This is a genomic window from Rhizobium oryzihabitans (assembly GCF_010669145.1).
Taxonomy (GTDB): domain Bacteria; phylum Pseudomonadota; class Alphaproteobacteria; order Rhizobiales; family Rhizobiaceae; genus Agrobacterium; species Agrobacterium oryzihabitans.
On record NZ_CP048640.1, the window covers coordinates 43,876 to 68,463 of the forward strand.

At 55.6% G+C, this 24,588-nt stretch carries 28 protein-coding genes; 12 read left to right on the top strand and 16 right to left on the bottom strand.

Translation table 11 applies throughout. The features are described from left to right. The 6 genes from G3A56_RS28185 to G3A56_RS28210 form a co-directional block, all read right to left on the bottom strand. Positions 1-525: a thermonuclease family protein gene (locus G3A56_RS28185; RefSeq protein ID WP_003501044.1), complete on the bottom strand. Its 525-nt coding sequence runs from the start codon at positions 523-525 to the stop codon at positions 1-3. A gap of 67 nt (positions 526-592) precedes the next feature. Next, positions 593-859: a hypothetical protein gene (locus G3A56_RS28190; RefSeq protein ID WP_003501041.1), complete on the bottom strand. Its 267-nt coding sequence runs from the start codon at positions 857-859 to the stop codon at positions 593-595. 45 nt (positions 860-904) lie between these two features. After that, entirely contained in the window at positions 905-2,095 is a 1,191-nt protein-coding gene (locus G3A56_RS28195) for a DUF1173 family protein (RefSeq protein ID WP_164057019.1), read from the bottom strand. A gap of 33 nt (positions 2,096-2,128) precedes the next feature. Continuing rightward, on the bottom strand, positions 2,129-2,635 hold the full coding sequence (locus G3A56_RS28200) for a hypothetical protein (protein WP_210255091.1): 507 nt from the start codon (positions 2,633-2,635) through the stop codon (positions 2,129-2,131). Further along, positions 2,622-2,951, bottom strand: a complete 330-nt coding sequence (locus G3A56_RS28205) for a hypothetical protein (protein WP_164057020.1) — start codon at positions 2,949-2,951, stop codon at positions 2,622-2,624. Before G3A56_RS28205 ends, G3A56_RS28200 begins: the two co-directional genes overlap by 14 nt. A 9-nt stretch (positions 2,952-2,960) precedes the next feature. Further along, positions 2,961-3,638: a hypothetical protein gene (locus tag G3A56_RS28210; RefSeq protein ID WP_164057021.1), complete on the bottom strand. Its 678-nt coding sequence runs from the start codon at positions 3,636-3,638 to the stop codon at positions 2,961-2,963. Between the two features lie 666 nt (positions 3,639-4,304). Between G3A56_RS28210 and G3A56_RS28215 the strand changes: the two genes are divergently transcribed. Together G3A56_RS28215 and G3A56_RS28220 are read left to right on the top strand one after the other, a co-directional pair. Beyond that, entirely contained in the window at positions 4,305-4,730 is a 426-nt protein-coding gene (locus tag G3A56_RS28215) for a helix-turn-helix domain-containing protein (RefSeq protein ID WP_158001534.1), read from the top strand. A gap of 808 nt (positions 4,731-5,538) precedes the next feature. After that, positions 5,539-5,853, top strand: coding sequence for a hypothetical protein (locus G3A56_RS28220; protein WP_137039995.1), 315 nt, complete (start codon positions 5,539-5,541; stop codon positions 5,851-5,853). Between the two features lie 520 nt (positions 5,854-6,373). On the opposite strand, the gene G3A56_RS28225 is transcribed toward G3A56_RS28220, so the two are convergent. From G3A56_RS28225 to G3A56_RS28260, 8 genes are read right to left on the bottom strand one after another with little or no spacing between them, the layout of a single operon-like run. Beyond that, positions 6,374-7,057 (bottom strand): thermonuclease family protein, encoded by a 684-nt coding sequence (locus tag G3A56_RS28225; protein WP_425503405.1) that lies wholly within the window; start codon positions 7,055-7,057, stop codon positions 6,374-6,376. Next, on the bottom strand, positions 7,054-7,596 hold the full coding sequence (locus tag G3A56_RS28230; protein WP_164057022.1) for a thermonuclease family protein: 543 nt from the start codon (positions 7,594-7,596) through the stop codon (positions 7,054-7,056). The genes G3A56_RS28225 and G3A56_RS28230 overlap by 4 nt, the downstream gene beginning before the upstream one ends. A gap of 2 nt (positions 7,597-7,598) precedes the next feature. Continuing rightward, the gene (locus G3A56_RS28235) at positions 7,599-8,315 is read right to left on the bottom strand and encodes a type IV secretion system protein (RefSeq protein ID WP_164057023.1); all 717 of its coding nucleotides are present in this window, start codon (positions 8,313-8,315) and stop codon (positions 7,599-7,601) included. An 11-nt stretch (positions 8,316-8,326) separates the two neighbouring features. Continuing rightward, positions 8,327-9,400 carry a lytic transglycosylase domain-containing protein gene (locus G3A56_RS28240; protein WP_164057024.1) on the bottom strand — a complete coding sequence of 358 codons (1,074 nt, stop codon included), beginning with the start codon at positions 9,398-9,400 and terminating at the stop codon, positions 8,327-8,329. Continuing rightward, the gene (locus G3A56_RS28245) at positions 9,387-11,807 is read right to left on the bottom strand and encodes a VirB4 family type IV secretion/conjugal transfer ATPase (RefSeq protein WP_425503406.1); all 2,421 of its coding nucleotides are present in this window, start codon (positions 11,805-11,807) and stop codon (positions 9,387-9,389) included. The genes G3A56_RS28240 and G3A56_RS28245 overlap by 14 nt, the downstream gene beginning before the upstream one ends. Before the next feature lies 1 nt (position 11,808). Beyond that, the gene (locus G3A56_RS28250; protein WP_137039999.1) at positions 11,809-12,108 is read right to left on the bottom strand and encodes a VirB3 family type IV secretion system protein; all 300 of its coding nucleotides are present in this window, start codon (positions 12,106-12,108) and stop codon (positions 11,809-11,811) included. Positions 12,109-12,111: 3 nt separating this feature from the next. Continuing rightward, on the bottom strand, positions 12,112-12,432 hold the full coding sequence (locus G3A56_RS28255) for a TrbC/VirB2 family protein (protein WP_137040000.1): 321 nt from the start codon (positions 12,430-12,432) through the stop codon (positions 12,112-12,114). 17 nt (positions 12,433-12,449) lie between these two features. Beyond that, on the bottom strand, positions 12,450-13,331 hold the full coding sequence (locus tag G3A56_RS28260; RefSeq protein ID WP_164057025.1) for a lytic transglycosylase domain-containing protein: 882 nt from the start codon (positions 13,329-13,331) through the stop codon (positions 12,450-12,452). A gap of 162 nt (positions 13,332-13,493) precedes the next feature. Here G3A56_RS28260 and G3A56_RS28265 point away from each other — a divergent pair, with 162 nt between their 5' ends. The 10 genes from G3A56_RS28265 to G3A56_RS28310 are packed head-to-tail and all read left to right on the top strand — an operon-like array spanning position 13,494 to position 22,292. After that, a complete protein-coding gene (locus tag G3A56_RS28265) occupies positions 13,494-14,105 on the top strand; it encodes a hypothetical protein (protein WP_164057026.1) in 612 nt (203 codons plus the stop codon). Next, positions 14,102-14,311, top strand: a complete 210-nt coding sequence (locus G3A56_RS28270) for a hypothetical protein (RefSeq protein ID WP_142174492.1) — start codon at positions 14,102-14,104, stop codon at positions 14,309-14,311. Before G3A56_RS28265 ends, G3A56_RS28270 begins: the two co-directional genes overlap by 4 nt. A gap of 45 nt (positions 14,312-14,356) precedes the next feature. Next, positions 14,357-15,343 carry a TrbL/VirB6 family protein gene (locus tag G3A56_RS28275; protein ID WP_246231488.1) on the top strand — a complete coding sequence of 329 codons (987 nt, stop codon included), beginning with the start codon at positions 14,357-14,359 and terminating at the stop codon, positions 15,341-15,343. A 26-nt stretch (positions 15,344-15,369) separates the two neighbouring features. After that, the gene (locus G3A56_RS28280) at positions 15,370-16,074 is read left to right on the top strand and encodes a VirB8 family type IV secretion system protein (protein WP_164057028.1); all 705 of its coding nucleotides are present in this window, start codon (positions 15,370-15,372) and stop codon (positions 16,072-16,074) included. Next, positions 16,071-16,883, top strand: coding sequence for a P-type conjugative transfer protein VirB9 (gene virB9, locus G3A56_RS28285; protein WP_164057041.1), 813 nt, complete (start codon positions 16,071-16,073; stop codon positions 16,881-16,883). The genes G3A56_RS28280 and virB9 overlap by 4 nt, the downstream gene beginning before the upstream one ends. Beyond that, positions 16,880-18,115: a type IV secretion system protein VirB10 gene (virB10, locus tag G3A56_RS28290; protein WP_425503407.1), complete on the top strand. Its 1,236-nt coding sequence runs from the start codon at positions 16,880-16,882 to the stop codon at positions 18,113-18,115. The genes virB9 and virB10 overlap by 4 nt, the downstream gene beginning before the upstream one ends. After that, entirely contained in the window at positions 18,096-19,121 is a 1,026-nt protein-coding gene (virB11, locus tag G3A56_RS28295; protein WP_142174496.1) for a P-type DNA transfer ATPase VirB11, read from the top strand. Before virB10 ends, virB11 begins: the two co-directional genes overlap by 20 nt. After that, complete coding sequence (locus tag G3A56_RS28300) at positions 19,118-21,202, top strand: type IV secretory system conjugative DNA transfer family protein (RefSeq protein ID WP_164057029.1); 2,085 nt, start codon at positions 19,118-19,120, stop codon at positions 21,200-21,202. The genes virB11 and G3A56_RS28300 overlap by 4 nt, the downstream gene beginning before the upstream one ends. A gap of 40 nt (positions 21,203-21,242) precedes the next feature. Continuing rightward, on the top strand, positions 21,243-21,476 hold the full coding sequence (locus G3A56_RS28305; RefSeq protein ID WP_164057030.1) for a hypothetical protein: 234 nt from the start codon (positions 21,243-21,245) through the stop codon (positions 21,474-21,476). Positions 21,477-21,536: 60 nt separating this feature from the next. Then, positions 21,537-22,292 (top strand): ImuA family protein, encoded by a 756-nt coding sequence (locus tag G3A56_RS28310; protein WP_164057031.1) that lies wholly within the window; start codon positions 21,537-21,539, stop codon positions 22,290-22,292. A gap of 317 nt (positions 22,293-22,609) precedes the next feature. Here G3A56_RS28310 and G3A56_RS28315 read toward each other — a convergent pair whose 3' ends face one another. Next, positions 22,610-23,374, bottom strand: coding sequence for a hypothetical protein (locus G3A56_RS28315; protein WP_164057032.1), 765 nt, complete (start codon positions 23,372-23,374; stop codon positions 22,610-22,612). Between the two features lie 168 nt (positions 23,375-23,542). Further along, a complete protein-coding gene (locus tag G3A56_RS28320; RefSeq protein ID WP_164057033.1) occupies positions 23,543-24,445 on the bottom strand; it encodes a restriction endonuclease in 903 nt (300 codons plus the stop codon). Between the last annotated feature and the right edge of the window lie 143 nt (positions 24,446-24,588).

Consider the following 24,588-nt stretch of genomic DNA (forward strand, 5'->3'; position numbering starts at 1 on the left):
CTAGCACCACGGTTGCCGGCGACCGGTCCATGTCCGGGCTAGCCCTTCGGAAACGAGGACATCGCCAAGACTGTGGCCATCACGTACCAGAATTCGAAGCTTGCGGCCGTACCTATCCTCGTCACGACCTGGCCATGCCACAATTTCAAAAGGGCCTGCATTGACGAGCTGTAGCAGGCGCGAAGTCGCTCTCGCACCCAACGTCGCTTCTGACTGACACCTCGGGCTTGACACCTCGGGAGTATCAATATCTGCGATCCTAATTTTTACGCCCTCGTGCCAGAGGGTATCGCCGTCAACGACGCAATGCGTTCTCACCGATCCGGAGCAAAGGCTATAAGGCTGTAACCCTGACAGCTTTGCGCTTTCCGATGTCACGGTCGTTCGCTGGACAGCAGATGAAGGCGACGAGGATTTTTCAGCAAACAGTAGCGGAAGGCCGGTTTTCTCAGCATAGTAGCTGTAGCCGGCTCCGGCCGAAAAAGCAGCAAGCATCGATAGCGCGACGACTTTCCCGAAAGACATTCGTTCTCCTTTTGGGAGCAAGATAAAGCACAATGGTTGCTTTCTTCGGAATGGTCAGAAGGCAATTTTATCTATCGGCAGGGATGGCCAGCTCGCCTGGATAGGGATTGGCAGGACCGAAACGGATACCATCCTGTTCAAAAAAGCCCATAAAGCCAAGCAGCCATGCATTGTGGATTTCAGAACGAGCGAGAAGCTTGCGAAGTGAGCGTGGCATCACCTTGCCGTCATAGCCGAGCAAATACGCTCGCAGATAGATATGGTAAATTGTCCAATCTCGCATCGCTGCGATGGATACAACTCCGGTGTAGGCAAGGTGCAGGATCTTGGACATGAGTTTCCCCTTAGACTACGATCGTTGGTTCACTTAGTGCCAATGTTATGCCTTGGTCGGAATTTGAGGCCATTGCCCATCTTCCGGATCCCACAGCCAGGTCGCCATACCTGTCTCCTTTTCCATGTCTTCACGAATTTGGCTATAGGCTTCGTCCGCCGCCTCCGGCCGGATGTACATCGCACAAACCGGCGTCGTGTCCGTGAGCAAGGCGCTGGCGATCGGCCGCTCCTTGACGTTGAACCGCAGAGTTTTTGTAAAGCTGCGACCGTCGGTCGTGAGATTTTCAATGAGCTGCAATTCTGAAAGACTTTCGACCGGAATCCAGTTTTCGGTTACGAGCATGATGCTCACCTCGGCAAGTTGCGCTGATGCGGCTCTGGTGACGCCGACCGTCGCAATCATGACCAGCTTCAGCTGCTCATTTGCTTCCGCAAGTTCGAGCTCAAGGCCAAAACGCTTGCGGATCGATGCCTCCATCTTCTCATCCATGTAGATAGGGAACGCCGGCGCGTGTTTGATGACGAGTTTCGATCCGAAGCGGGACGGCTCGATGTTCTTCAGCTCGCCAACGTAAATCAGCATTTCCGTCTTGTTCGTGCTTGTCGGCATGTACGGCTGCAGCTGCTTCATGCGCCTGCCGTCGATCTCCTGCGAGCGCTCCCGATGGTACGGCTCAGGGACATAAAGACGCTCCAGAAGAGCGGTTTTCTTTGTCTCCTTAGCGCTGGCAGCGTCGATCAACCTCGCCTGTACCATCGGCCAGCTCCGGCGGCCGGCAAAGCGGGGGTTCCACTTGTTCAACTCGGCCTCATGCCACAGGTAATGGAGAAGGCCGAGCAGACTGAGCTTGTTGGTTTCGGCCTTCACCGTATCGGACTTCGTTTCCGATGCCTGCGCAGGCGCGCTGCGCCCGATCTTCGTCAGGCTGAAATCGAGCTTCAGTACCGTATGACCGTCTTCCTTCTGCTGGATCGCACGGCCGAGCACGTCGCCCAGGCCGGAAAGGCTAGGGGGTGGGTCGAAATGATCGCATCCGGAATCGTGCGCGATGCCAGTGCCAGGCATACGCTTAACGATGAAGCTGTCTCCGACCTTGGCGACGTACATTTCGGGGTTCGGGGTCTGACAAAGGCACCGCGGCCGAAATTTCGAGGCGTGGGCGGCGGCCAATTCACTGAGGAACGATCCGGCTTCATCGTCGAGGGCCTGAGTGGCAAACTGGTATCTCGGCATATTTTCTCCTTTTGGCGGTCTGGCTGGTGCTGGTTATGGCGAAGTGAGGACGAACGGCTCTGGCGGAGATGGCAAACGATGGCGCTGCGCCTCCTGCCGCGCTTTGGCGCGTGCAAGGATCGGCGCGAGGTCGAATGCCTCCAGGCCCGCGCCACGATAGACCCAGGGCGGATTGTCGAGATCGAGGCGGCCGACGCTGACTGAGTGAAGGAAATCCAACAGATATTCCGGGTTCTTGGGGTAGGGCGCGCTATCCCAAAGCTCACGGAGCCGTGGTCGCACATTATCGCCATAGGCGAAGAGCCTCGCTCTTGCCTTTCGCCAAAGCGCCGCCTTCTTGTCGCGATGGTCCTGCTGCCAGACGGGCCATTTAGCTGCCCTTTCACCCATGACGGTGTCAGCGTCTTTTTGCTGCTCGGCAATTTGGGCGGAGAAAAGCGGCAGCTTTTCCCTTTCCAGACGCTGCTTGCGCGCAAGGGCTGCGCGTTTGCGAGAGGTATCTTGAAACGGGCCGTGGCGGGTCGATTTAATGAACTTCATCGCTACGCTCCCTCATCAAAAAACGCAGTCCAGGGCGCGATTCTAAAGGCCGTTGCGCCTCTTCCAGCATCTGCTCCATCTGCGCTTCACTGAGGCCGTGAAACTCATATCCTTTGGCGCGAAGCGCTCTCACCAAGCCTTCGATTGCCGGATATTCTCTGGATTCTGTGCCGAGCCAGATTTTGAAGTAGGTGCAATCGTTCATTTCAAAGGGGAAGCCCTGCAGAAAGTATGTCTGCAACGGCGGATCGAAACCGATAACGGCCTCGGTATCTTCGGATGAGCCGTGGACAAGCGTGATTGTGAACGTGCTCACAGTAGCCTCTTAAGGTTGGAGTGAATTGGGTTGGGAGCGAACGGGGACGAGGCGGGCAAAGCCCGAGAGGAGTGCCTTGATCGGCACAGCAACGGACGACAAGTGGCCTGCGCCCTTGGGGCGAAGGCCTATTGGCTCTACTTCTTTCCGCTCCTCGATTAACGGCACAATGGGCGGGCAAAGTACCTTCCGCGTCAGCTTTAGATGCATCTGCATCCGAGCGACACGCGCCCAGGCGACCTGCTCAAGTTCTTCCCTTCGTCGCATGGTCCTCGGGGAAACCTTGAGGCATCGCGCTCGATAGATTTTATCGACGGTGCGCCAATATTGCCGGGTCAGCCTGATATGCTCGGTACAATGACGCTCCAACTCACGCGCCACCGGAAAATCCGTTGGAAAGCCGCCATTCTCATGATGATCGCGAACGACATCGGCAAAGAAATTGAGGCGGTCGCGCAGCTTGCGCAGTTCCGCAACGGCATAGTCCGTGACCTGGTCCGTTGTTGAATGGAAAGGGTCAACCTCACGTGCGGATACAGTGACTTCAACGCCATTGACGACAACCCGCATTGCGGTGTTCTCGATGATGGCAATCTTAAATGCAGCGGCAGTCTCGGCGGTCATAATTAGCTCTCCAACGGTTCCCGAAATCCGAGAGGCAAGCCCCGCAGTGGGCGAAGCCTTCACCCACCGTTCCGGTGGATGTGCCCTCACATCCACCGGAACGAAGGGGGAAGGGCGAAGCCCGCTCCCCGTTGGTGCGCAGATCTAGTCATGGGTCTGGCCGGCTGAAAAACGGAAGGTTCGCCGCCCTGGCGGTGAAAGCCGTTTTTCTGACGGACGGACAGGCGGCAGCCTGCTTGCCCATTGGCGAGACCTGCGGACCATCGTAGAGCGGGGGAAATGACAGGGAGAAAGCGCGGCAAGCGAAGCGGATGCACCATGTGGGAGCGACCGCGGAGGCGGTCTCCGAATACGAGCTTACCCATCACCCCGGCCTCATCATAAAAAATGCCGTTCCGAGTAAACGGAACGGCATTTTTGCGGCATTGGCAGGGGACGTTGCCTCGCCGCAAACTCAAATTATGGCTCTAACGTTCCCCTTTTCAAACCAAAAAGATTTTGCCACATGTCTCGAAAGCGCGCAAGCGCTTCGTGGGTCGATCGTCACCCGAATGGGCAAAAACCGCGTGAAACGCGGGTTTTGTGCGATACGCATAGAGCGAGCTTCCGCGAAGCGGCACCCAAATTTACGATAGCTCGCTGTCAAAAGGCTCTTTCTGCAAACTCTTTTTAGATGTATAATTACATCAATTTTGATGCGAAAGGGTTTTTATGTCGGTTATCATGAGAATGTCAGCGGCCGAAAAGCGCGCCTTGCCCTCGTCGGCGAACCTTAACGCGACGGCAGTGACCTCTGACGAAGATCTCGAAAAGAAGATTGGAGCGGCGATCCATAGCCTTAGAAATGACCGGGGCTTGTACCGGACTCAGGTTGCATCGCGACTTGGAATGAAGGAAACAGGCGTTCGTCGTCACGAAACGGGCACCACGAAACTATCGGTGAGCCGGCTTATCCAACTTTGTGAGGTCCTGGAAGCAAACCCGGTCGAGGTCCTGTGCTCCGTTGCTCCGCATTTGTTCGGGCGCACGGAAGAGGGGGCTTTGCAGATGACGACAATGATTAAAATTCTAAGCCGCTTGAATGACGAAGCGCTGACCTCTGTATTCAAGGTCATTCGGGAATTCGAACCGAATAGCGACACTCCCGAAGATTAGAACTTACGGTAGTATTTAGTAAACCACATACGTCTCAATGTGACGAAAATGGGGCTGCGCGTCGCGAAAGCAGCAGACTCTGATACGATTTTGTACTATCCATGGCTCGGGTCGCAGACGCGGCGATCCAGGGCGTCGAAACCCTTTGAACACCTGACGTTGGCAAACCAACGTCGAACTCTTTGGACCTTTGAGGTCGGGGAGCCTGTGGTTATGTCCAGGCTTTCCGAGCTAAAGGCCATGGGGCCGTGTTCAACGGTTTCGAACTCCCCGATCAAAGGTTGAAGAGTTTTCATGCGAGGGCGCTCGCATTCGAAGCTCTTTGGAGCATTTCAGACTCCGGCCGCAGTCCCAGATGCGGCTTAATGCCAAAATGTAGACATCATGTCTGCTGCCGCAAGGCAGCTCTCGCAGGTGAATCTGCGAGTTGGGCTTTCGAGCCATGCAATCGAAATTGGTTGTGCCGCAATCGGCGTACCAGGGCAACCCGGCCATTGGCCGGGATTGGAGATGCGAGTGCAAACACTCCCATTTTTAAGTGCGGTAAGAGGGAAGAAAGCGCTCTGCCCTCTCTCCCCCGCAACAGCAAAAAAACGGTTTCCCCGTCCTTCCTCACTGCGTTCGTGCAGGATCGACACGAAGCGCCAGGGCGTTCTAACGTCGACCTATCGGCGGGTGATCCCCCTCCGTTTTTTGCTATTGCCCCCCACTCTCCCGGTCCTCGCCGGACGGGCAGGAGGGCAGGTGGGCCTGCCCTCTGCTCCCGACTGGAGCGGAAAGGGAAAGTGCCGATTGAAGGAGAGGTTTCATGAATGAAGTCCTGAAAGTCGCCAGGGAATATACGCTGAAGGAATTGATCGCGAGGCATTATGGCTGCTTGCAGCTTGGCGGAGAGATCGCAAGCCGGTGGAAGATCGTCGCTCAAGACGGGACGATTTTGACGCCTGAAGATCACGAAGAGCTGGACCGCGCATTGAGGGCGGAGAGCGATGCTCGTCAGGATCTGATAGACTACGAGCCGAAAGACGAAGCTGAACTTTTTGAGAGAGGTTTCTACATATCGGCGCTCCTGATTGCTCAACCGACGTTGGAGATTGAGCAACTGGCGAAGCAGCGTACCTAGCCAAAAGAAAGCCCGCGATAAGCGGGCTTTTTTATTTCAGTATCTGAGGTTGAACCAGTGTCGGTTCGACTGGCCCTCGCTGTTCCTGATGTCAAAATAGTAAGGGTCCTGCCGGATCGGCCGAGGGACTATCTCGCCAGTCTTGCAGATGGCATCACTACCTCTTCCGCTACAAATATCCGGCTTCTTGCACCAGGCGGCAAGCCCTTTTCCATTGCCATCATCGGGTTCGTAGACCTTATAGCCTGTTGGGCACTCCTCGAAGGGTTCGTGACCAGGCGCGCCTGTCCCGGCCTGCGGGCAAGTCGGCCAGCTGAAGCCCGGAAGTTTCATAGCGGCAATCAACCGTGTCATGGGTGGGACGCAGGACGGCACTCCTTGCCAGGAAGGGGCGGACGACGCTGCGCATAGCAGGACATGGCACCCCCACGGCGCATCTTGCGCCGGGGCGGTATTTGGCAGGCCCATCGATAGAGCGGCAAGCATCGCAAGCTTCTTCATTCCGGTGTTCCTCATATGATTATCGATCTGTGCGAACTGGTTTGTTTCGTGCATCTGCGAAGGGCGGCGATATCTCGCTTTGGCGGGTGGCCAGGAGATTGAAATCTGCGATGGGCTGCCGTTCGTTGGTGCGATCGACAGCGCGCCGGCGCCATTCGTTCATGTCGAGAACGTAAGTGGCCCACATCCCGTAACGCGCTGCCATTGCGCTCGTCTGGTAGCCGAGATAGGCGGCGTGGCGCGGGTAGGGCGTGGAAACACGCGCCCAGCCGACGCGCAGCATTTCGAGGGCGAGATCTCGACCGGCAACAGTGCAAACGGCTTCAGGCGTCCCGTCAACGCCGATCGTGACCACTTGGCAGGTTACGGAAGCTGCACCCATCGTCCGTTTCAGCCAAGCTTTTGCGAGCGGGCCGCAAGGGACAGGATTGGGCGCTTTGACAGCCTTCCGATTTGTCCATTCCGGATCGAGCGCCCATTGCGGAAGTTCGCAAGCATCGATGTCGGCAAGGCGGACCTTTTGCGCCGTTTGCGGGAACCAGAGTGTGCGGCCATCGATGATGGACGCACGACCGGAAACGACCGATAAAGGCGCAGCCTCGTAAGCGGCCGGAGGCAACGCCGCCGGCGTCTTCACGAGATCGGCGGCGCTGGCGATCGTGGTCGTCGCGCATAACGCGATGAGAGCGGTAAGTTTCATCATTTCGATGCGTCCTTGCTCTGAGCCTTGGCCCGTGCGGAAAGAAGGATGGACGGATGCTGGACGTCACTGAATTGCCAGAGACCGGCCTTGCGCGAACGGGCTTCTTGCTCTGCGACGGCGTAAGCTGGGAAAACAGGCATGCCGTTGCGATCGAGGGCAGCGAACGCAAAGCCTTGGCTGACGATGATGGTCGCGAGGTCGAGGCGTTGGTTGCCGACGGTCGCATAGCAAACGACATATGTCAGGTTGGCTGTTTCAGCTGCAGGCGCGCATACAGGCTTGGTGTCCTTGATATAGGCGGCAAGGCCAGCGAGCGAAGCATCACCACAATCCCGCTTTTGACCGCTATTGTCGGTGTAGGACGTTCCCCGGATGCATGACTGAACGCCATAGATGCGATAGCGTTTTGTGCCGTCTGTCCAGGTGTCGCCTGTCTCAAGGGTAACGCGCGGGCCAAGATCGAAATAACCGGGAGGTGCAGCGTGGGCCGAATGCGCTGCGATCGATGCAGCCAGAAGGGCAGTGGCGAAAAACTTCATGGTCATTCTCCGAACTTCAGGATTTTGTTGGTGTTCGACATGTCCGTGATTTGCTTCTGCGTTTGCGCCTGAAGCGAGGACACCGCGCCATTCATAACCCCAACCAGCTCGTTGATGGTGAGGCCGGATTGAACCTGAAGTTGGGTGTTCTGGTCGATGGATCCCTTGATGTCCTGCGACTGGCCGATGGTTTGGCCAGCGGCCTCAAAGGCAGATTTGCGCTGCGTGACGGCTTGCTGCGAACCATTGATGAGTGCTGAAACGGAGAGGACGGTATTGACCATCTGCTCATAGGATTTGTCGCCTGAGAAGTCACTGTTGGACTTTCCGGAGAGGTTTTTGACAAGCTTCAGGCCGTTGATGAAGGTCGATGCCAGTTTCGAGATATCACCGCTCAGGCCTCCGAAATTAGGGACGCCGCCAGACATGATGCTGTCGATCGACGGCATGGAAGAGACGCTGAAGCCATTGCCGACGGCAAGGTTCTGCATCTGGCCGGCCTCACTGCCACGGTTGCCGGTTAGCGCCTTCAGCGTCTCATCGACCGTTGTGAGGATTTCCTTGTTGGTGCCCAAGATCTTGTCTGTTGTCTCGGCCGTCTCCTTGGCGATCTGGTAGTTCTTTTGGTCGATGACCGGCACGCCTTGGGCGTGGGCTGACTGTGCACCAATGAGCGCAACGACGGCGAAGGAAAGGGCGCATTCAATTCGTCTCTTCATGTGTTCTCTCCTCATTGGGGATTGAGATCCAGGTTGATCTCGTTGGCGTTCTGGCGTTTGGCGACGCAGGCTTTCTGCTCCTCGTTCCATTCGAGGTTCTGTTCTGGGTCGCAATTTCCGGACGGATCGGCTGGTTTTTCAGGTTTTGCGGGGACCGCGGTGGATTGAGAGGCACCGGACGTGCTGCTCAGACTGACAGCATTGCGGCTGTTCAGGAGGTCGGTAAGGCTGTTTCCAAGCTCGATGACCTTGTTGATCATATGAAGATTGGCATTGCGCGCACCAGAGTTCAGGTCCCAGCTGTCCTGAATGGTGCCGGTCTCAGTCTGCCCGAGTTGCTGGAACCATGAACCGACGTCAGAAGAGCTTTCGGCAACGCCTTGTGTGGTTGCCATCGCATTGATTGTCGCCTTGCGCATGCTGGTGAAGCTTTCACCGCTTCCGCCGTAATTGAGCGGAATCTGGTTGCCGCCGAGTGCAGGAACCCACTTCTGGGTGATATTGTGGACATACCCCTGCGTTTCTTTGAACGGCGGTATGCCGCCGTACTTGTTCACATTACCGGGGCCAGCATTGTAGGCGGCAAGCGCTTTATTGACGTCTCCGCCGTAGGTGCGGAGCTGCTGACGGAGATAACGCGCTCCCCCACGAAGATTTTCTTCGATGTTGTGGGGATTAACGCCGAGATCCTTGGCAGTGCCCGGCATAAGCTGCGAGAGGCCGATGGCGCCGACTTGCGATCGTGCGCACGGATTGAAACGGCTCTCCTGATAAACCAGGCCCATGAAAAGCGTCTCGTCCACGCCCTCTTCACGGGCTACTCGTTTTATGAGGCCCGCAATTTCCGGATTCGCCTGCGCGGCCGCATTCGGATCCCCGCCCTTCGCTGGCCGGTAAACGGAGCAGGTTACGCTCTTATTCTGCACGAAGCGGTTCTTGTCGGTTTCTTCGACTTTGCTGGTGAGGCTGTCACGGGTTAGCTTCTCGCCGGTAACCTTGTTGTCTTCGACTGGAACGTCGGCTTTCGCGCCAGAGACGAACAAGACACCTGATAGCAGCGCGACGACCGTTCTATTTCGTTTCATCCGAAGCCTCCCAACCGCAAAAGATCGGAAGCCAGATTTTCGGATCGTCACCGTGCTGGGCACGCAGCGCCGTGCACTCATCGACCGAAGATTTGGTTCCGGACAAGACTTTGATAAGATCGGGCATTGCGCCAAGATCGAGCTTCGCAACGACCGAGTCAGTGCCGTGTTTGACCAAAAACGCTCGCTGCTCGGGCGTCGTGTTTTTTACGAAATCAAACTCTTTGCGGGTCAGGCTGAACCGCTTGATATAGCTCGCCTCGTCGGCATTAGGGTTGGGGAAGTGAATGTGTGTCGGCGACTGCTCAATGAGAGTGTGAGCATCCTTTGCGTTGGCGATATCGGCCGCAGATTGCGTGCCGAAGCCGACGATCCCGTTTTTCTTACGGATCGTTTTCATTTGGTCAACGATGAAGCCACTGAACGTTTCATCCTGCAGGAGCTGCCAACCTTCATCCATGAAGATCATCACAGGATCGCCGTTCAGAAGCTCCTCAAGGCGGTGGTAGATGTACATGAGAGCTGGCGCGCGAATGTCGGGGAGCGACAGGATGTTTGTCATATCAAAACCGATGACGCGGGCGCGATCCAATTGCAGCGTGTCGTTCTGGGCATTGAAGAGCCACGCCTTATCTCCATCGATCCACGGCTTGAGGCGGGCCGCGAGGTCGTTGACGCCGGCCCGGGTCTGACCGATCAAAAGTCCAGAGAGGTTGCGAAGGTGGCGTTGCTCCCGCGGCTCCCTCATCAGTCGTAGGAGGGCGCTTTCGAGGCGGTCAGTGTCTTCCTGGGTGAAAGGCGCGGCCTTGCTTTCAAGCATGACCTTGAACAGGCGAGACAAAAACTCCCGGTTCTTGGGAGTGTTCTCGATCTGCAATGGGTTGAAACCGGTGGGCGCACCAGGCTCAAGGATCTCGTAGGTGCCGGACATCGCCCGCACAAAGATCTCTGCGCCTCGGTCCTTATCGAAAAAGACAGCCCGAGGCGCTGGTGAGACGCGAAACGCCTGCGCCAGCAGGAAGGTGAGCGCCACTGTCTTACCAGAGCCGCTTGGGCCGGTAACGAGAAAGTGGCCGACGCCGCGCTCGTTATGAAAATTGAAGGTGTATGGCGTTTGCGATGCTGTTTCGAGGATTGTAATCGGTACATTCCAGTGAAGGTCATCGCGACGGCCGCTGGCGAAATTGTGCAGGGACGACAGGCCGGAAAAGTTGCTGCTCGAAAGCATGGCTTCGCGGGCGATATAGGAGTTGTTGCCCGGGAGTTGCGCCCAAAAGGACGCTTCGAGGTTCAGGTCTTCGCGAACCCAAGGCATATTCATGTCTGTAAGGCAGCTTCCGAGCTCGGAGACAACGGTTTTGAGTTTGTCGAGCTCGCGGGATAGGCAAAGCAGGGAGAAGTGGTGGATGCCAAAGACGGCCTCCTGGCTCATAAGCTGCGCAAGGGCCTGATTGATATCCGTCTCGACGTTCGTGCCGCGTTCATCCGATGCGGCTATCTGGCGCTGTAACCGAGTAATCCGCTCCTGGGCAATGGGCTTGTCAGAGAGGGTGAACGATTGGGTCAGAATGAACTCGTGCGGCATTTGCAGCAGGCCATCGAGCATTCCGGGGCCAGTCATGCCCGGGTACTCCTTAATCGAGATCATTTCACCGAAACGGGTATCTTGATCGGCGTCAGTCTGCATCGTGCGTGGCCCAAAGTGCAGACGCGACATTCCGACGTAATCTTTGATAGCCATGCGCGGGAGCGGCATTTGACGCGGAACGCCACATGACAGGATCGATTGGAAGAATTCGCATGGTTCGGAAAACGGCTGCTTGCCTCTAATGGCGATCCCGAGCCGGCGTGATCCGTATTTCTTCAGCTGAGATACAACATTCGTGATGAGCTGTTCGAAGTCGCTGATTTCCTCGCGATCTTCCTGCTCTCGCACCTCGGCACCCTGAACCTTGTTGAGGGCACCGCGAAGATGGTCGGCGATGCTGAGCGCGCCGCGAAGCTTGGACCTTACCACGGTCAAATAGATGTCGTTCTGAAACATACGCTTGCGGTCAAGCTGCTGCTTGTAACGTTCATCGAGGACCTTGCAGAAGTCGTCGGCAAACTCGCCTTCAATTTCCGGCTGGATTTGGCGACGGATAATCGTGGACCAAACAGAAAAGCGGCTGGAGCCGAGCGATCGAAGAATGGTGTTTCGCAGCACGGCTTCATTGTTCAGGCGGGATTGATCCTCGGTCTGAAAAAACAGGCCGTTCAACTTGATGACACTGGCAAGAGCGCCATTGTCGAGCCGCACCACTGTGTCTGACGCATGGCGCGTGTAGGGGATATGAACAGACATTGGGCGCTCATTATGAGCGGTTTTTCCGAAACCCAATTCGTCCCGAATGAACTTGTGCAGCATATTACGGCCCGTAAGAGTTTGCGCCCCAGAAGCTTTTGTTGCGCGTGCGTGGAGTTTTTCTCGTCGTGACCTGGAAGACCTCAAGGATCTTCGCGTCCCACGTACAAAGCGAAAAAAGGAAGAGGTAGGCGGCTGGAGCGATCAGGAATGACCACAAGGAATTCGTTGCCAGCCAGCCAATCATGGTGAAGCCGATCACCAGGACGACGGCCATGTACGGCACTCCCCAAAGTGTTGGGGAGCGCGTCAGGCCAATGACCAAAGGGGTCATGTGAGGCTTATCGTCGGTATATTGCGCCATTGCTTACTTCACGCTGGAAATAAGCTGGTCAACGATCGTCGGTGCGCCGAACACAAGCCCCATCCCGAGAATGACCGCTCCTGCCGTCATCCAGGACAGTCGGCCAGCAAATGCTGCGAGGCCGAGCGCCATAACTGCGATAATAGCCGCAAGGCGACCGAAGGAGCCGTTGATGAAATCAACAATCATCTGAAGCGCCGATTGGAGAGGGGTGAATGCGGACTGCGCAAACGCTGCCTCTGCCCCAACCAACTGCGCGGCAACGATAAGCCCGCCGATAACGACGGCCTTGCGATACTTTACCTTGGGAAACTGGATGTTCATTTCATTCTCTCCTGTGATCAAAAATGCATGATGCCGGCGATGAACTTCCCGTTCTTTTGAACGGGAATGACGCCGTGCGATCCGCTTTCCTCGTTTGGGGATTGCGGAGGTTTCGGGGGTGAGGGGGCCTTCTTTGTCGGAAGCGTTACGCCAAGCTGGTAGTTCGTGACCTTGGCGACGTATTCGACGGTTTCGCGAAACGGCGGAATGCCGCCGTGTTCGTAGATTCGGCCTTCGCCGCTGTTGTAGGCGGCGACGGCGAGAATGGGATTGGTGAACTCATCGAGCAGGAAGCGCAGGTATTTGACGCCGCCCTCAATGTTCTGAACCGGATCGCAGATATCCCGCACGCTGAAGCGTTGTGCGGTTGCCGGGATAAGCTGCATTGGCCCACGCGCTCCCGCTTCGGAGTTGCGCTGCTGGTCGAAGCGGCTTTCCGCCCACGCAACGGCGACAGCAAGACCTTCGTCAACGCCGAACCTCGTTGCGGTCGTACGTACCAACTTCTCAACCTGCTCGGGAGAAAGCGGCGATGGGCCGCACTCTCCTGAATGCGTTCCTTCGGATGCCGTAACCGTAGAAGGTTCAGGAACCATCCTAAAAGGACGCTTTTCTTGGCTGGTCTTGAAACCTCTTTTATTTGTATCGCCTGACGAACCAGGGACATCGACCGCGGTCTCGCTCACCGGAAGATGAAAATCGACCGCGGCGCGGTCTCCGCCACCCCATCTTTGCTCAAAGCCATAAGCTGTTACAGCCGAGACTTCGGAAATGTAATCTTGATTAATTCCTTTATTTTCAATGATTTGTGAGCTTTCAAAGGCTCTTGCGTGTGGAGCGGGGACAAATTGTGAGGCGCCCACGAGAAGCGAGAAAAGCAAGGCACTCTCTTTTTTCATCTTCGTCCCTTTTGGCCGAGTTTTGCCTACTGCGGTGTTGTTTTCTTCCGAGAAAACCGTTAGGTTGACCCTGTGGAATGTATCATATTATGGTTTGTGATACATGCTTTTAGATTTCCTGGAAAGAGCCAATTTTGTTTGGCGCAGGCGGAAGGGGACGAAATGAAGAGAATGATCGCCTCGACGGGCACGGCGCTTTGCTTGCTGGCTGCGGCAGCTTCGGCGGCTCCAGCCATCAATAAGGACTATGTGCGGGAGCTGGCGGCTCCTGGAAAAAGCGTGCTCGTCATCGAATATTACGATGGCAAAGGGCAGGTAGCGCAAAGCAAGGGCTTTTCATCTGCCAATGGGTATCGCGCTCTATCGGGAACCGATATCCAGGTTGATGAAAAGATCACGGTGCATCTTTACGGCATTCAGCCTTGCGACGGCTCACTTGTGAACCGTGCCGAAGGTTTTTCCGGCACCTGCGCTGATTTCGCAAAACAGCAACTCCAGATCATGGTGCAGTCGGCGAAGGTCCTGTTTTGCCGTGCATTCATTACCGAGATCGACGCGCCTAAGCAGAACGTGACGTGTTGGGGTTACTACTATTACCCCAACGCAATGGACGCGGTGGACATGCTGGAGGAACAGCTTGTTTCACTTGGAGCGGTGCAGATTGCCCGCAAGAAGGACGGCTCTCCAGAGCGCCCCGACCTTTTGGAAGCTGAGCAAATTGGCAAGAAGGGCTCCTATGGCATGTGGGGCGATCCGCGGATCAACAAGCCATGAAGAAAGCTCTCCTTCTGTTCATCGCCATCGCCGTTTCAGGGTGCGGAACGGTCAAGGAGAAGAGCGCGCCATGCAAGCGGCCGGCTAATCTCACCTCATACGCCTCCGAGACCGACCCTCGCCACGACTGCGGTCCTATGGCGCCAGTCAACAACGATCAAAGCGCGCTCGACGCGATTTACGCCATTACGGAAGGCGCGAGCTAACGTTTCGCGTGGGGGCTTATGAATAACTTTGTCACTGACTTGCTGATGCGTATTGACCAGATCGGGCAGGGCTTTTCCGCACGCGCCTACGGTATCGTGGGCGACCAAATCTTGCCGGTCCTGAAGGTAGCGTTCGTTCTTTACGTGGCACTGTACGGTGTTCAGCTCATCATGGGCACGGCGAAAATTTCGGTTGGGGAGTTCGTCGGCCGAACCGTACGCCTGCTCATTATCCTCACGCTCACTCAGAATTGGGAGGTGTTCAACTCCCTGTTCTATCAATGGCTGAGCAATACGCCGGAAAATGTCGGCAGGGCGATTTTGGCAGCGTCCAGCACCGGCATTACGGAGCCGACGAATGGGCTTTCGATGATCGTTACCACAGCGAGCAACGCTGGAGCCGCATTAGCGGAACAGTCGGGCTACTTTACGATCCTCCCTTCATTGCTGGGCATCCTTATAATGTTCCTTGCGTGGGCCGTCGCAGGAATCGCTTTGGCAATTCTGATGATCGCAAAAGTGGCCATGTGGGTGTTGATAGGTACAGCGCCAATTTTCATTGGCTGCATGCTCTTTCCCCAAACGCGTAATCTGGGATCTGCTTGGTTCGCGCAGATCCTGCACTACGCAATCATCCCGATGTTTGTGTACGTAGTGGTCGCGTTCCTGATTGCTGCACTAAATCCTGAGCTCGCGAAGATTGAGGTCGCTGTCTCTTCCAGTTCTTTGGCACTAACGCAGCTTGTCTCCTTTGTTCTCCTCTGCATGGCTGGTTGCCTGATGCTCGTGAACGTGACGACCGTAGCGCAATCGATCACTGGATCGATCGGCGTAAGCGCTTCCGGAGGCGGCTACAGGCAGGCGCGAGCAGTCGCATTAGGCGCGGCAGGTATGGCCACCTGGCTTCTGTCCCGCGGCGGCGGCAGGAGCGACAAGCCTGCGTCCCCGCCTGCTGGCGGTTCCATTCAAAACAGATCGAACACTGAAGCGGCCATGCAGGACAAAATCAGCTCCTTCAGCAGGCCCTCCTAACTCCCCATTTCTTGAAAGGTAACCCAATGTCTCAGAGCACGGACTCTACCCTTGCCAGCTATTTCAAAGATGGTGCTGTTTGGGAGGCGGACGTCATTCGCAAGGAACGCCGGTCCAAGAGATTGGCTTGGGCGATTACGATCCTCTGCATAATCATCTGCCTCGTCTCCTTGGCGGCTCTGGCAAGTCTGGTGCCGCTGAAGTCCTACGAGCCGTATCTGGTGGTGGTCGACAAAAACACCGGCTACATTGAAGTCAAATCCGGCCTCGACGCGAGTTTTGACAAGTTGACCGTGACGGAACGCCAAGCCGTCACACAGGCAAACGTTGTTCGCTTCATGCGTATGCGGGAAGGCTACGACCCTTCGATCCTGCAAGAGAACTTCAGAATTGCGGCTCTGCTCTCGACCGGTGATGCAGCGCGCGACCTTCAGGAACTCTACAGCGCGACCAATCCAAAAAACCCGACAAAGGTGCTGGGTAAATCCAAGCGGGTTCGCGTCGAGATCAAGTCCGTGACTTTCCTGAATGACAGCACAGCATCCGTGCGGTTCTCGACCGAAGAAAAGAGCGACACCGAAACGACGGTGCGCCATTTCGTCGGCGTTGTCCGCTTCCGCTATACTTCCAAGCCACAGGTGAACGAGTGGATGTTCGAAAATCCGCTTGGTTTTCAGGTCTATAGCTATCGCCGCGATCAAGAGACGGTTGGCAATGGGAGCAATGGCTGATGCGACGTTTACTGCTCTCTACAGCCCTCGTGCTGGCATCCAGTTTCGGCGCTCTCGCGCTCGAAACGCCCACGCCCGGAAAGCTCGATTCCCGCGTTACATCTGTTGTCTATCAGCAAAACAACGTGGTCCGGATCGACGCGACCTACGGCATTTCGACCATGCTGATTTTCGATGAAGATGAGAAATTCGAGACGATTTCTCTCGGCGACAGCGATAGCTGGCAGGTTGCCCCGACCGAAAAGGGCAACATTCTTTTCATAAAGCCGATAGCCCAGGACGTCGTTACCAACCTCAACATCGTCACGACAAAGCGAATCTACTTTCTTGAACTGCACGACTTTGCACCCACCGCCAACAAGAAGATATTCGGTGTGCGCTTTGTCTACCCGGAAAAGGATTTGAATGCGTCACTCAGGGCAGAGGCCGAAGCCCGCGCCGCCCATCCAAATGTTTCAGCGATCGACAAGGAAAACGTCAATATTGACTATTCTTTCTCGGGTGACGCGGCGCTGAAGCCGACTACGATTTTTGATGACGGCAAGAAGACGTTCTTCAAATTCAAAGGCCGCACACCGGCCATTTTCGCAGTGAACTCGAACTTCTCCGAGACGCTGCGCAACTTCCGCAAAGAGGGGGAATACATCGTCGTGGATGGCGTTGCCACGCAATACACTTTGCGCGACGGCGATCAGTGGACCTGCATTTTCAACCTCCGCAAACCCGATTTTGGCGCTCCGGATCCCGACATCATGGCCCCAAAACCGGAATTGCAGGCTCAAAAGCGCTACAGGAGCGGCAACAAGTGACCGAGAACATTCACCTGAAAGCCATGAATGGCGAGCATACCGCCCCTGTCGCAGACAAGCGCGCCAAGAAAAAGCAGCTTCTTGGCAGCGCGGCTTTTGTGATGGTCGGATTAGTTGCAATGGCGGCAGTCATGTCGTCTGAAAACAACAAGAAAGTCGGGCCGACGAACATCGTTGACGAGGAATTTCAGTCGATGAACTTCAGGCCGCCCTCATTCGCGATGGGCAGCGAAAAGCCCGAGCCTGCACCAACGGAACCTGCAATTATCGAGCTTCCCGTGGCTGAGCCTGTAGAGGAAAAGCCAGATACGACCACGTTTCAGGTTCCTCCGCCTCCGCCGCCACCTGTTGCCGTCGTGGCAGAGCCCCCGGCAGAACTTGCGGAACCCGAGGTCCCCTACGTCTTTCCAGAACGATTCAAGTCGAAGCTGATTGCCGTCGATCAGGCAAGAGGCGGCGCATCTGGCGGCTTTGGTGAGGGCGGTGCGGCCTCCGGATCCGCTGTTGCCGGCGAAGATCAGAACAGCAAGTATCTTGCAGCGGCCTCTGCTGCCGGCGATCGCTCCGCAAAGGCTACGAAGATCGACCGCATCGACGCAGTTGTTCCTGAAGGTACTTTGATCCCGGGCATCCTCGAAACCGCAATCGTGAGCGACCTTCCTGGCCAGATCAGGGCCGTGACCTCGCAGGACGTGTATTCGTTCGATGGCCGTCGTGTGCTCATTCCGACGGGAACGCGTCTGATTGGCGAATATCAGTCGTCTATCACGCGGGGCCAGAAACGGATCTTCGTTGTCTGGACGCGGCTCATTCGCGATGACGGGATTGCCGTAAGGCTGAACTCTATCGGAACAGATAGCCTCGGCCGCTCCGGGCTCACGGGTCTGGTCGATAACAAGTGGCGTGAACGTTTCGGTTCCGCCATCATGCTCTCAATCGTCGGCGCCGGGGCGAGCTATGCAACCGGCTACGGCAGTAGTGGGGCGACGAACGGTGTAACAAGCGACGGCCAGCGGGGCGAAGAACTTGCACGCCAGACGATAGCTCAAACCTTCTCCGATATGGCGAATACCGCTCTTCAAGAAAACCTGCGCATCCCTCCGACGATTAGCGTCAGTCAAGGGGAGCGCATCTTTATCTTTGTTCGCCAGGACCTCGATTTTTCCGAGTTCTACGATGATCCCGTAACCGAAGCGATGAAGGAGATCAGCCGTGAACGTCGCATTCGATAATTCGACCTTTGCCAGCGACGATACGTATTTTCTTCGAAAGGCACTGAAGCCACTCACAGAGTTTCTGAGCGATCCTACGGTTGTCGAGATCTCGGTGAATGGACCAGGCCGCGTCTTTGTCGAACGTCTTGGCGATGTCCATATGACGGAACACAGCATTCCAGATCTGACCAAAGACGAAATCGAACTTCTCGCAACCCAGGTCGCCGGAAGGTCCAGCCAGTTCGTTAACAAGGCAAATCCTATCTTGAGCGCTTCCCTTCCAACGGGGGAGCGCATTCAGTTCGTGCTGGAGCCAGTCGCCGTAGATGGCGGCGTGGTTTCGATCCGCAAGCAGGTCGTGAGCGACTATTCACTTGAAGATTATCGCGACGCTGGCGCCCTAGATCGCGTCGAGGTCATGACTGGCGGACTATCGGAAACCGATAAACGCCTCATGGCTCACCTTCAGAACGGCGAGATTTTCGACTTCCTGAAAGATGCGATCGAACACCGCGTGTCGATTTTGATCAGCGGCGGTACGGCGTCCGGAAAGACAACCTTTCTGAACGCTTGCCTCAAAGCAGTCCATCCTGGCGAACGCATCATCACCCTTGAAGACACGCGCGAACTCAATCCACCACACAGGAACGTTGTGCACCTGGTTGCATCGAAAGGATCCCAAGGAACGGCGGACGTCGATATGCTGAAACTCCTCGAGGCATCTTTGCGTATGCGGCCGGATCGCCTGTTCGTCGGCGAAATTCGCGGCGCAGAAGCTTTTACCTTCCTGCGCGCCATCAACACAGGCCATCCCGGCTCAATGGCGACAATCCACGCGGACACGCCAAGCGGAGCCTACGAACAGCTTTGCATGATGGTTATGCAGGCGGGACTTTCCGGCGGCTTCAGCAAGGCAGATCTGATGTCCTACATCAAGTCCGTGATCCCGATCGTCGTGCAGCTGCGCAAGGTGGGCGGCAAGCGCGGGATTTCAGAGATAGCATTCTCGAAAGATATCGAATGAGCGTGAACAACTATCGGCTGTTCTATCTAGCATTTTGTCTCGCCATCGCATTTATGATCTGGTCGCTCTCCTACGGAGCGTTGCTTGGGATAATCTACAAAGACCCTCGCATACTAAATTTGACGCTCGGCAGTCAGCCCTTCGCACCGATCCTGCAGCTTTGGTATTTTGCCTCGAACGTTGTTCTACAGCGCGTTGCGCTGATGGCGATGGTTCCGACAATCGCGATCGTAGCCGTCGTCGCTTATGTGGGGCTGCGGCAAAGCTCACAGCCACTCGGACACGCAGCGTTCCAGACCGTCGCCGATCTGCGACGGGGAAAATGGTTTCGGAAAGACGGTCATATCTTCGGGCGTCATGGCAAAAACATCCTTCGGACAAAAGACGATCGACATCATCTGGTCATCGGCCCGACCCGCTCCGGTAAAGGTGCGGGCTATGTTATTCCCAATGCCCTGATGCATGTTGGCTCGATGCTCGTCACGGATTTGAAGGGCGAGATCTACACGGCAACAGCCGCGCACCGCCGCAAGATGGGCAACCAAGTCTATCTGTTTTCTCCGGGTCAAGAGGAAACGCACCGCTGGAACCCGATGGACTTCATTCGCGGCGATCGCGGAAACCGGACCACAGATATCCAGAACATGGCCTCGATCCTCGTCCCCAAGTCCTCGGCCGGCGACGGTGGTTTTTGGCAGCTGATGGCGCAGCGCGTCGCGGCCGGCTTGATCAGCTATGTCGAGGAAAGCGAATTCTACGAAGGCCGCAGAAACCTCGGCGAAGTCAGTTCTCTTCTCAATTCCGGGGAGCCGCTTCAAACCCTCATGAAGCTCATTATGGAGAACGAACCATATCTCTCCAAATTCACGAAAGAGAGCTTCAACGCCTATATTGCCCTGCCGGAAAAGACCGCTGGTTCGGCGATAACCGAACTGCAGAATGCACTGGCTCCTTTCCAGAACGAGCGGATCGTGGCGGCGACCGAGACAACGGACATCGACCTGGCCATGATGAACCGTAAACCGATCTCGGTATATCTCGCGCCAAACATCACCGACATCACCATCTTGCGCCCTCTGCTGACGCTGTTTGTGCAGCAGCTAATGAACCTCCTGACCCTGGAGCACAATCCAAACGCAGTGCCGGTCTATTTCCTGCTCGATGAGTTCCGCCAGCTCAAAAAGATGGACGAGATCATGACCAAGCTGCCCTATGTGGCAGGCTACAATATCAAACTCGCCTTCATCATCCAGGACATCAGCAATCTTGATGAGATCTATGGCGAAAAATCGCGGCAATCGCTTCTCGGCAACTGCGGTTATCAATTGATCCTTGGTGCCAACGATCAGACCACGGCGGAATATGTTTCGCGGGCGCTCGGGAAACAGACAATACGCTATCAGTCAGAATCCCGGACCATTGAACTCGTCGGGCTGCCGCGCCGAACCAAGGTCGAGCAAATCCGCGAGCGCGATCTGATGATGCCACAGGAAGTCCGCAAAATGGCGGACAAGAATTTCGTGCTGTTGATCGAGGGGCAAAGCCCGATATTCGGTGACAAGCTCCGGTACTTCGAGACCGAACCGTTCAAAACAGCTGAGGCTTACTCGAAGGCTAATCGTCCAGCCGTAGGCAAGATCTCCTTGCCAGTTCACAAGCCTGTCCCACCTCTCACAGAAGAATACCTTAACGCATGCCGAAAGGAGGAGAGGACCGCTGCGGAGGTACCGCGGCCGGACGAACCTTCCGAAGCTGCGCCGGTGGAGAATGTCATCAGGGCAACGGGACGGATCTCGGACATTGCGCCTGTTATGGCAGCTGAAGCGGTGACCGACGATGGGTTCGCGCTCAAGGTCCTCGAACCAAAGCGAACCATGGTTGCTGAGCCTGTCGCTCTGGACGAGGAACTTTCCCTCGAGGAGGGAATTACGCTCAAGGTATTGGGTGCGAAGAAGGCCATACCGGTGGACCTGTTCGATGAGACGGTCACGGACGCGGAAAGACGCACATCCAGCGCCAAGAAGAAAAGTTCGTTGAAGACGTTAAAGCAGGTTGTTCTTGATCTTCCCGAGACCGACTGAGCGGCTTGGTCAGGTTGCAAGGGAGGGAGGGGAGGGAAGAATGACGAAAGTGAAAGAACCTCTTTGGCCAGACGAATATCCTGATCGTTTTATCGATTGCCAAGAAGCTCTAATGCCCGGTTTTCTAGTCCTTCTGGAAAGCGCTGTCGCCTCTGGTTGGACTGAAAATGAGGCGATAGCCGCGCTTACTGAGCTCGCCGACGGCCGCTGGCTTGCTAATGGCGAAAACATTGACCTTCAGAGAGTTCTGGCATCCATAAAACGCCGTTCTTGACTCTTCTGCGCAATGAGAACAATATAGGAACACCAGCCCTAACAATACGTGAGACCCAACGTGCCTGTTCGCGCGAATGCATCCACTTTGGCCGAGCTTCAGGACGCAATCGACAAGATCGAAGGCGTATCTCGAAGCGAACGCAAGGTACTGCCTTTCGGAGTGCCGGCGATCGATAACCATCTGCCGTATGGTGGGCTCGCCTATGGCGCCATCCACGAAATCGGCGGAGGCGGAGGCGATACCGTTGTCGGCGCGTCATCGGCATTGTTCACAGCTGGCATTGCCGCCAGGACAACCGGCAAAGTTCTGTGGTGTCTGACGCGCACAGATTTGTTTCCACCTGCGCTTGCCCAAGCCGGCCTCGATCCCAACCGGGTTATTTTTGTGGAATCTGACAACGAGCTGGGCGTTTGCGAGGCCTTTGAGGAAGCCTTACGGTTCGGCGGACTTGCGGCCGTGGTCGCGGAGATGGTTCGCTTGCCCATGGACATTTCTCGGCGCTTCCAACTGGCGGCCGAAAAGACGGGGACTCTCGGTCTTGTCCTACGCCGATGGCGCCGGCAACAAGAAGCTACGGATTTTGGCAACCCCACAGCCGCGGCGACGAGATGGCGTGTTAGCCCACTTGCCTCAGAGCCGTTACCTGTAGAGGGTATCGGCCGCCCGCGCTGGGTGCTGGAAATGATACGGCAGAGGGCAGGGGAATGTTTCGATGTTGAAGTGGCCGCCTGCGATCACAGAGGGCAAATGGCCGAAGTCGAACACTGGCGGCATTTCAGACCCGGTACGGTCGCTTCGGTGGGCTGGAAATGAAGCACAGGCGCGGAATAGAACTGGCGGGCCCGGGTCGTGACGAGGTCGTGTACGTCGGCGCGCTGGCCGAAGCTCTACACAAGACCTTCGACGACATACGAGAGTGGGAAACTCTGGGCGCGCATTGCGCCAATTGTGAACGAGAAGGATGGTTGCTGCGTTGGGAGCTCCAGCGTAAGTGGGGTGCAGGTACCTATATAGGATCTCTTACTGGTCGGCTAAGATGTCGGGCTTGTGGAAACAAAAAGGGCAACAACTGGATATTGGGGCGGCTGCCGCGATGACGATCGGAGCCAGATTCGATAGGCATCTATACATTACAGAAGTCGTTTATTGCCAGTGCGTATGAAATCGTCATATGCGGCTAGTGTCGCCTTAACTTTGGGGGTCAGGGCATTTCGCAGATCCTCGTATGCGAGCTGATCTTCGCTACTGACCACAAGGGCGCGATCAATATTCCAGTCTGGCTGCATACAGAACCTACCCGGACCATATGAGAAGAAGTGCATCGACGTAAACTTCGTTAATTCGTCGAGACATCTTTCCAGTTCGTCTGCCTTAGATTCCATTGTCGCGTCATTAAACTTGTTCGTGGTCGCCTCTAGGAGGTAGTAGGCTTGATTCAATAGTTGGCCTTCTTGCGTCGTATAAGCGTGATCATCGATAATATTTGATAGAGCGCTTTTAAATCGAGGTTCTGAAACCGTTATAAGGAATTGGTTGAATATCGGCGCATCATGCCCACGAACTCGAGCGTATGCTGCGTCCTCTCTAGCCGTCGCGGTTCGTTTGCTCATGACCTCCAGCCAAGACATCAAGAGATGGTAACTTAGCCCCATCGCAACAAGAACCACTGACCACCAAGGGCTCGCAGTGCCTTCCATCTGATAATCAAATACGATTTTGACAATCGCCTGAACGAGCGGCATCCATATTGGTGTGAACAGAAGCCCTACACCACCACTGACTACGATAAGTGCAATTCTATTGTGGGGGAGGCCTCGTACAGCGGGATAGACCCGCAGAAACAAATCTACGATTAGGTTGCCCCATTCCCTGATGTTTTCTCGATTTTTTGACAACTTCCTGCCCTTTGCAAATCTCCGGCCCGGATATGGCGCAATTTCAGAGCTTTGTCTCGGACAAGGTGTGCGAAGTAAGTTTTCTATCTGGGTTTCGCTCGTGCAGCTGCGGGCGATATCGAGCCCTGCTAGGAGGACCAGAAACTGAAGCCCGATGACCTCGACATGTTAAAGGTCAATTGCTTGGCGGACACGCTTCAAGCCCTCATCGGCATTTGCGTACACGCCTTCGCGAATTAGTATCTCGCCAGTGGAGGTCAATACCACCCATAAACAGTTTTCTAGTGGATCGTCCTTTGGAACGAGCGCGCTTAACTCGGGATCGTTGCTCGGTCCAACTACTGCCACGAAGTGCTGGTCAACAAGTCGTTTCGTGGTTTGGTATTCCATGAAGTATCCAAGGGAATAATCAAGCTTGCTGTGCGTAGGGTGGTCTGGATCATAAATAACAATAAAAACCATCGTGTTCCGCTCTGCGGCTTCGGCCCGAGCGGACTGCAAATCATCGTGTGGAGCTCGCAGGAAGAATTTGTTGGTACTCAGTTGAGGATCGGCTGATGGTGATGTTATCGCTGCCGCGCGTGATGCTTGGATCCAGCGGTTGAAAGATTTCGGCATATAGCGAGCTGCCAGCACTCTCCCTCTTGGGCTGTCCAGCAACTTTCGTTCAACCACTTCGCTATCGAGCTGCAGATACTCAAAGTCTGGCTGAAGAGCACGGAGGGTCTGACCTAAGCCGCTGCTTGGGAGGGTGGAGTAGAACGAGACGAAGCCCTGGCAACGGTGCGTGTATAGGCGGTCACGAATATTGATTTCGTCACCCGGGCTGACGGATGCGCCCGAGTGCGCTTTGTGTTTACAGCTCACCAACCAACGAACAACATTCACACCACCTGGACCTGAGCGATCCTCTTCGACGATAAGATCGCGACCACCATCTGCGCCCCGGTCTGGTTGTTCAATAATTCTAAAACCTTCAGAGTCAAAAAATTCCCTTGCGAAAAGTTCGAAGCGATCTCTGTCGGGACCACTCTGTGCCGACGCAATCTCGGTGAAATCCAAAGCTGCCATGTGTATCAATATCGCCTGTGGTAAGCGGAAGTCAGTTATAGGAGCGCCGTTTGGGCGAGGACTGTGAATGTCTGGACAAAATGTTAGCGCCGCGCAACCGGTTTCATTCTCTATGTAATTACTTGATTAACCGATTGATTTCA

What these genes read in the sequence shown, in the direction of transcription:
- G3A56_RS28270 (WP_142174492.1), top strand. Translation starts at nt 14,102, where the DNA reads ATGAAGAAAGCTCTCCTTCTGTTCATCGCCATCGCCGTTTCAGGGTGC.
- G3A56_RS28215 (WP_158001534.1), top strand. Translation starts at nt 4,305, where the DNA reads ATGTCAGCGGCCGAAAAGCGCGCCTTGCCCTCGTCGGCGAACCTTAAC.
- G3A56_RS28275 (WP_246231488.1), top strand. Translation starts at nt 14,357, where the DNA reads ATGCGTATTGACCAGATCGGGCAGGGCTTTTCCGCACGCGCCTACGGT.
- G3A56_RS28230 (WP_164057022.1), bottom strand. Translation starts at nt 7,596, where the DNA reads ATGAAGTTTTTCGCCACTGCCCTTCTGGCTGCATCGATCGCAGCGCAT.
- G3A56_RS28240 (WP_164057024.1), bottom strand. Translation starts at nt 9,400, where the DNA reads ATGAAACGAAATAGAACGGTCGTCGCGCTGCTATCAGGTGTCTTGTTC.
- G3A56_RS28225 (WP_425503405.1), bottom strand. Translation starts at nt 7,057, where the DNA reads ATGATGAAACTTACCGCTCTCATCGCGTTATGCGCGACGACCACGATC.
- G3A56_RS28300 (WP_164057029.1), top strand. Translation starts at nt 19,118, where the DNA reads ATGAGCGTGAACAACTATCGGCTGTTCTATCTAGCATTTTGTCTCGCC.
- G3A56_RS28265 (WP_164057026.1), top strand. Translation starts at nt 13,494, where the DNA reads ATGAAGAGAATGATCGCCTCGACGGGCACGGCGCTTTGCTTGCTGGCT.
- G3A56_RS28250 (WP_137039999.1), bottom strand. Translation starts at nt 12,108, where the DNA reads ATGGCGCAATATACCGACGATAAGCCTCACATGACCCCTTTGGTCATT.
- G3A56_RS28255 (WP_137040000.1), bottom strand. Translation starts at nt 12,432, where the DNA reads ATGAACATCCAGTTTCCCAAGGTAAAGTATCGCAAGGCCGTCGTTATC.
- G3A56_RS28190 (WP_003501041.1), bottom strand. Translation starts at nt 859, where the DNA reads ATGTCCAAGATCCTGCACCTTGCCTACACCGGAGTTGTATCCATCGCA.
- G3A56_RS28305 (WP_164057030.1), top strand. Translation starts at nt 21,243, where the DNA reads ATGACGAAAGTGAAAGAACCTCTTTGGCCAGACGAATATCCTGATCGT.
- G3A56_RS28280 (WP_164057028.1), top strand. Translation starts at nt 15,370, where the DNA reads ATGTCTCAGAGCACGGACTCTACCCTTGCCAGCTATTTCAAAGATGGT.
- G3A56_RS28200 (WP_210255091.1), bottom strand. Translation starts at nt 2,635, where the DNA reads ATGAAGTTCATTAAATCGACCCGCCACGGCCCGTTTCAAGATACCTCT.
- G3A56_RS28235 (WP_164057023.1), bottom strand. Translation starts at nt 8,315, where the DNA reads ATGAAGAGACGAATTGAATGCGCCCTTTCCTTCGCCGTCGTTGCGCTC.
- G3A56_RS28260 (WP_164057025.1), bottom strand. Translation starts at nt 13,331, where the DNA reads ATGAAAAAAGAGAGTGCCTTGCTTTTCTCGCTTCTCGTGGGCGCCTCA.
- G3A56_RS28195 (WP_164057019.1), bottom strand. Translation starts at nt 2,095, where the DNA reads ATGCCGAGATACCAGTTTGCCACTCAGGCCCTCGACGATGAAGCCGGA.
- G3A56_RS28185 (WP_003501044.1), bottom strand. Translation starts at nt 525, where the DNA reads ATGTCTTTCGGGAAAGTCGTCGCGCTATCGATGCTTGCTGCTTTTTCG.
- G3A56_RS28320 (WP_164057033.1), bottom strand. Translation starts at nt 24,445, where the DNA reads ATGGCAGCTTTGGATTTCACCGAGATTGCGTCGGCACAGAGTGGTCCC.
- G3A56_RS28245 (WP_425503406.1), bottom strand. Translation starts at nt 11,807, where the DNA reads ATGCTGCACAAGTTCATTCGGGACGAATTGGGTTTCGGAAAAACCGCT.
- G3A56_RS28220 (WP_137039995.1), top strand. Translation starts at nt 5,539, where the DNA reads ATGAATGAAGTCCTGAAAGTCGCCAGGGAATATACGCTGAAGGAATTG.